The sequence below is a fragment of the Collinsella vaginalis genome (assembly GCF_900176655.1).
GTDB classification, from domain to species: Bacteria; Actinomycetota; Coriobacteriia; order Coriobacteriales; family Coriobacteriaceae; genus Collinsella; species Collinsella vaginalis.
Genome location: NZ_LT838844.1, coordinates 239,959 through 244,389, shown reverse-complemented (window position 1 = coordinate 244,389; position 4,431 = coordinate 239,959). Strand labels below are relative to the sequence as shown.

The following is a 4,431-nucleotide window of genomic DNA, read 5'->3' as shown; positions in this document are numbered from 1 at the left end:
CGCCGCCGGCGAGCAGCACCGAGTTGATGCCGATGACCTGCACGAACAAATCGCGCATCCGCCGCTCGAGCCCCTGCGACAGCCGGCGCAGCGCCACCAGCGCGCTGAGGCCGCCCTCGGAGAGCGTGATATCGGCCACCTCCTTGGCGATCGCCGTCCCCGATCCCATGGCGACCCCCACGTCGGCTGCGGAGAGGGCCGGCGAGTCGTTCACGCCGTCGCCCACCATGACCACGCGCGCCCCTTCGGCCCGGAGCTCCTCGATGATGCCGTGCTTGTCCTCGGGCAGCAGGTTCGCACGGTACTCGGCGATCTCCGCCTCGGCCGCCACGCGCGCGGCCGCATGGTCGTTGTCGCCCGTGAGCATCACGATCCGCTGGAACCCGAGGGCACGCAGGTCGGCCAGGGCGGCGACCGTATCCTCCTTGACGGGGTCCTCGACGCCGATCACGCCCCTCAGCACCCCGTCGACGGCGAGATACAAGGTTGAGAGCCCGTCCATCGTCGCCGCGATCTCGGCGGCAGCTGAGGGCGGGATCTCCACATGCTCGTCCTGGACGACGAAATGCTCGGAGCCGATCACCACGCGCGCGCCGTTGAGCGCGCTCGCGATCCCGTGCGCGACGATGTACTCCACCTCGGCATGGCGCTCCCGGTGCTTGAGCCCGGCCTCGGCGGCGGCGTTCACCACGGCGCGGGCCACCGGATGCGGGAAATGCTCCTCCAGGCAGGCGGAGAACCGGAGCACCTCGTCGGTGGACCACCCGTCGAATCCAAGCACCTCGCGCACCCGGGGCGCCGCGGCCGTGAGCGTCCCCGTCTTGTCGAAGACGATGGTGTCTGCCGCGGCGAAGGCCTCGAAATACCGGGACCCCTTGACGATGAAGCCCTCACGGGCGCTCTGGCTCATGGCCGTGAGCACCGAGATTGCGCCCGTGAGCTTGAGGGCGCAGGAATAGTCGACCATGAGGGCGGCCGAGGTTCGCTCGAGGTTGCGCGTGGTGAGGGCGACGATGCCCGCGAGCAGGAAGTTCCAGGGGACGATCTTGTCCGCTAGGCTCTCGCGCCGCGCAAGCGAGGCGGCTTTCAGGCGCTCGGACTGCTCCACGAGGCTCACGATGGACCGCAGCTTGGTGCTCTCGGTCACCGCCCGCACGCGCACGTAGATCTCGCCCTCCTCGACCGCGGTGCCGGCGAACACGTCGTCCCCCGCGATGCGCTCGATGGCCAGGGGCTCGCCGGTGAGCGAGGACTGGTTGACCATGGCGATGCCGCGCTCGATGGTGCCGTCAACGGGGATCGGCATGCCCGTGCGCACGACGATGAGGTCGCCGACCACGAGGCTGTCGGCCCCCACGCGCCGCTCCTCGGCCCCGCGCTCCTCAGCATCCCCGCCGGGAATGAGCTGGGCGAAATCGGGCACCTCGAGCAGGGATTGGATGAGCTCGCTTTGCGAGTGCGCCCGCGCGTACCCCTCGAGCAGGCTGCCGAGGTTCAGCAGGAGCATGGTGCCCGCTGCGGTCTTGAAGTCGCCGCGCGCGAACGAGATGCAGATCGCCGAGGCGTCGAGCACCGGCACGTCGAGGCGGCCGGCGGCGAGCGAGCGCAGGGCCTCGAGGAGGAAGCCGCGGTAGCTCCAGATGGAGTAGGCGACCGCGAGGGGCGCGGGCAGGAACCAGCGCCGCGCGACATGGGTGCCGAGGAGCCATGCGACATCCATGAGCAAGGTGTGCACGCGCGGCACGGCCCCGCCGGGTAGGGCTCGGCGGGACTCCCCCAGTGCAGCGGCATCGATGGCGGCGAGCGCGGCCAGCGCCTCTGCACGCCCGGGGATGAGGGAGAAGGGGTCGTCTGCCGCGGAGGGACGCGTCCCATCCCCGGCCTCGGCGGGGATTATCTCCGCTGAGGGCGCGGCGGGCTCCGCCGTCTGTGTGGCCGAACCCGCAGCGGACGCAGGCGGCGCCGGGACACCCGATGCGGCGGGGGCCTCGGCGGAGTCGCTGAGGGCCTCCGCAGCTGCCCCGTAGTGCACCGCTACCGATCCCACGCGCGGGTAGACGCTCACCCGGTTGATATGGGGGTCCGCGATGAGCACGCGCTCAAGGGCGCCAACATCGCCCTCGGGGACCCTTCCGGCAAGCTTCACCCGGATGCGGCCGGGCACCTCATGCTCAATGGTGAACTGCATGGCTGTACCGTTTCTATATGAGGGCAGCCGCGGGCCAGGAGGCGGCACGCGGCTGCTCGGGAACGAATCGCGACGCCTGGACTACTCAGCCGCGGTCTCGGTCTCCTTGCTGTTCAGGTATCCGGCCTCAGCGACGATGTCATCGGCCTCGGCCTTCGCCTGCTCGACGATGTCCTCATAGCCGGCCTTGGCGCGCATGCCGGCGGCCACCGCCTGCACGGCGAGGTTGCGCACGCAATCGCTCTTGAGGATCTGGGCACCGAGGGCACCCGCAAGGACACCGGCACCGGCGATCAGGGCATGTGTTTTGGAGACTGCAAACATGTTGAACTCCCATCTCGGATGTTGCGAAAGCGTCGGCGCGCGATTAAGAGCCTGTGCAAGACGCTTTACTCTTCTCTGACAGTTTACCGTGTGTTCGCTCGGAAACGCGGTAAAATTTAGCTATGGTTAACAGTTTTTAGGAGGTCCCGACTGTGAAACAGCATCGATTCTGGGCGTATGCGATGGTCTTCTGCGCTGTGATGGCGATCTACACGGGGCACAAGCGCGCGTAGCTGGCCGGGCGCTCGGCGTTGGCCGGGACCGTCTGTCCCCTGGCCGGGCGCCCCGTCCTCGGCCGGGCCCTTGCTCTTAATCGGGCACCCTTCCCTAGTTGAACGGCTCGTCCTTGGCCAGACGCCTCGATCCTTCCCATTTTCCGTCAAAAACAGGGTGTTACTATTTCAAATTATGACGGAAACCGGGAAAGATTTCGTGTCCGGACATTCCGAGACGCGAGGCAGCCGGAATCACGCGCCATCCTGCGGACAGCCCGCACCACCTCTGCCACCGCAGACCCGCAGCCCGCAACGGGCCCGCGCCTCTCCCCTACACCAGGCCCGACCGGCTCCGCACGTCACGTCCGATGTGCCTGAGGTCGTACGGCGTGGTCTGGTAGACGTAGTAGTTCAGCCAGTTGGTGTAGAGCAGCTGCGCGTGGCTTCGCCAGGTGTTGGGCGGCTCCCGCGTCGGGTCGTCGTTGGGGAAGTAATGCCGGGGCATGGCCACGGGAATGCCCCGCTTGAGATCCCGCTCGTATTCCAGGCGCAGCGTCTCGGCGTCGTACTCGGGATGCCCGAACACGAAGAAACGTCGGCTGTCGACGCTCTTCACGATATAGAGGCCCGCCTCCTCCGAATCCGCGATGATCTCGAGCTCGGGCACGGCCTCCACGTCCTCGGCCCTGACCTCGGTGTTGCGCGAGTGCACGGCCCAGAACCGATCATCGATACCACGGACGAGCGGTGAGAGCGGCTTCACCAGGCGATGCTCGAAGACGCCCGAGGCCTTCTCGGGCAGCGGGTACTTCTTGATGCCGCAATGGTGGTAGAGCCCGGCCTGCGCGCCCCAGCAGATATGCAGGGTCGAATGGACGTTCGTGGTCGACCAATCCATGATGCGCGTGAGCTCGTCCCAGTAATCGACCTCCTCGAACTCAAGTTGCTCGACCGGGGCCCCGGTGATGATCAGGCCGTCGTAGTGGTCGAACTCGACCTCGCGGAAGGTGCGGTAGAACGTCTCGAGATGGGCGGCGGAGACGTTCTTCGCCTCATGGCTGCGGGTACGCAGCAGCTCGACCTCAACCTGGAGCGGCGTGTTGGAGAGCTTGCGCATGATCTGCGTCTCGGTGGCGAGCTTGGTGGGCATGAGGTTCAGCACGAGCACCCGGAGGGGACGGATGTCCTGGTGGAGGGCTCTGAACTCGGTCATGACGAATATGTTCTCGCGCTCGAGCTCCGCCGTGGCGGGCAGGGCGTCTGGAATGCGAATGGGCATGGGTACCTCGCGTTCTCTTCTCTGATTGCGGCCCATCTTGGCACGCGGCGGCTTGAGGCGTCAAGCGCGACGGGCCTGAGGGCGGAGTGTTTACGCTGGGCGCGTGCATGCCACCGCTGAGCACGGCACGTCCGGACCGGCGTCGGCGCGGCACACGGCAGAGGCTAGCTGCGCAACCGTCGAGCGGTCCCATGCTGTCATTCGCCGATAAGTGACATAAATTACACTATGTAGTATTAAGTAAACATCTAATATAGGCAGGCGGCGCTGCGCGATTGTGGCGCCGCCTGCCTTCAAGCGAAAGGGAACCTCCATGGACCACAGCACGACCCGCACCCGTCAGCGCGACGGTATCAGCCGACGCGTCCTGCTCAAAGCGGGCGCCGCCGGCATCGCCGCCGTCGCCGGCCTCGGCCTCCTGCCCC

The 4,431-nt window shown here is 67.1% G+C and carries 4 protein-coding genes; 1 reads left to right on the top strand and 3 read right to left on the bottom strand.

Annotated elements, in window-relative coordinates; all coding sequences use genetic code 11:
* The coding region (locus tag CAP13_RS07210; RefSeq protein ID WP_085830937.1) for a heavy metal translocating P-type ATPase at positions 1 to 2,188 on the bottom strand (2,188 nt) is incomplete at its 3' end.
* A gap of 81 nt (positions 2,189 to 2,269) precedes the next feature.
* Entirely contained in the window at positions 2,270 to 2,512 is a 243-nt protein-coding gene (locus CAP13_RS07205) for a DUF6110 family protein (protein ID WP_085830936.1), read from the bottom strand.
* 152 nt (positions 2,513 to 2,664) lie between these two features.
* Here CAP13_RS07205 and CAP13_RS10520 point away from each other — a divergent pair, with 152 nt between their 5' ends.
* Complete coding sequence (locus CAP13_RS10520) at positions 2,665 to 2,745, top strand: DUF6219 family protein (protein WP_425429848.1); 81 nt, start codon at positions 2,665 to 2,667, stop codon at positions 2,743 to 2,745.
* 313 nt (positions 2,746 to 3,058) lie between these two features.
* On the opposite strand, the gene metA is transcribed toward CAP13_RS10520, so the two are convergent.
* Positions 3,059 to 4,006, bottom strand: coding sequence for a homoserine O-acetyltransferase MetA (gene metA, locus CAP13_RS07200; protein WP_085830935.1), 948 nt, complete (start codon positions 4,004 to 4,006; stop codon positions 3,059 to 3,061).
* Positions 4,007 to 4,431 lie beyond the last annotated feature (425 nt).

Coding starts and splice junctions, on each gene's coding strand:
- CAP13_RS07205 (WP_085830936.1), bottom strand. CDS start 2,512: ATGTTTGCAGTCTCCAAAACACATGCCCTGATCGCCGGTGCCGGTGTC.
- metA (WP_085830935.1), bottom strand. CDS start 4,006: ATGCCCATTCGCATTCCAGACGCCCTGCCCGCCACGGCGGAGCTCGAG.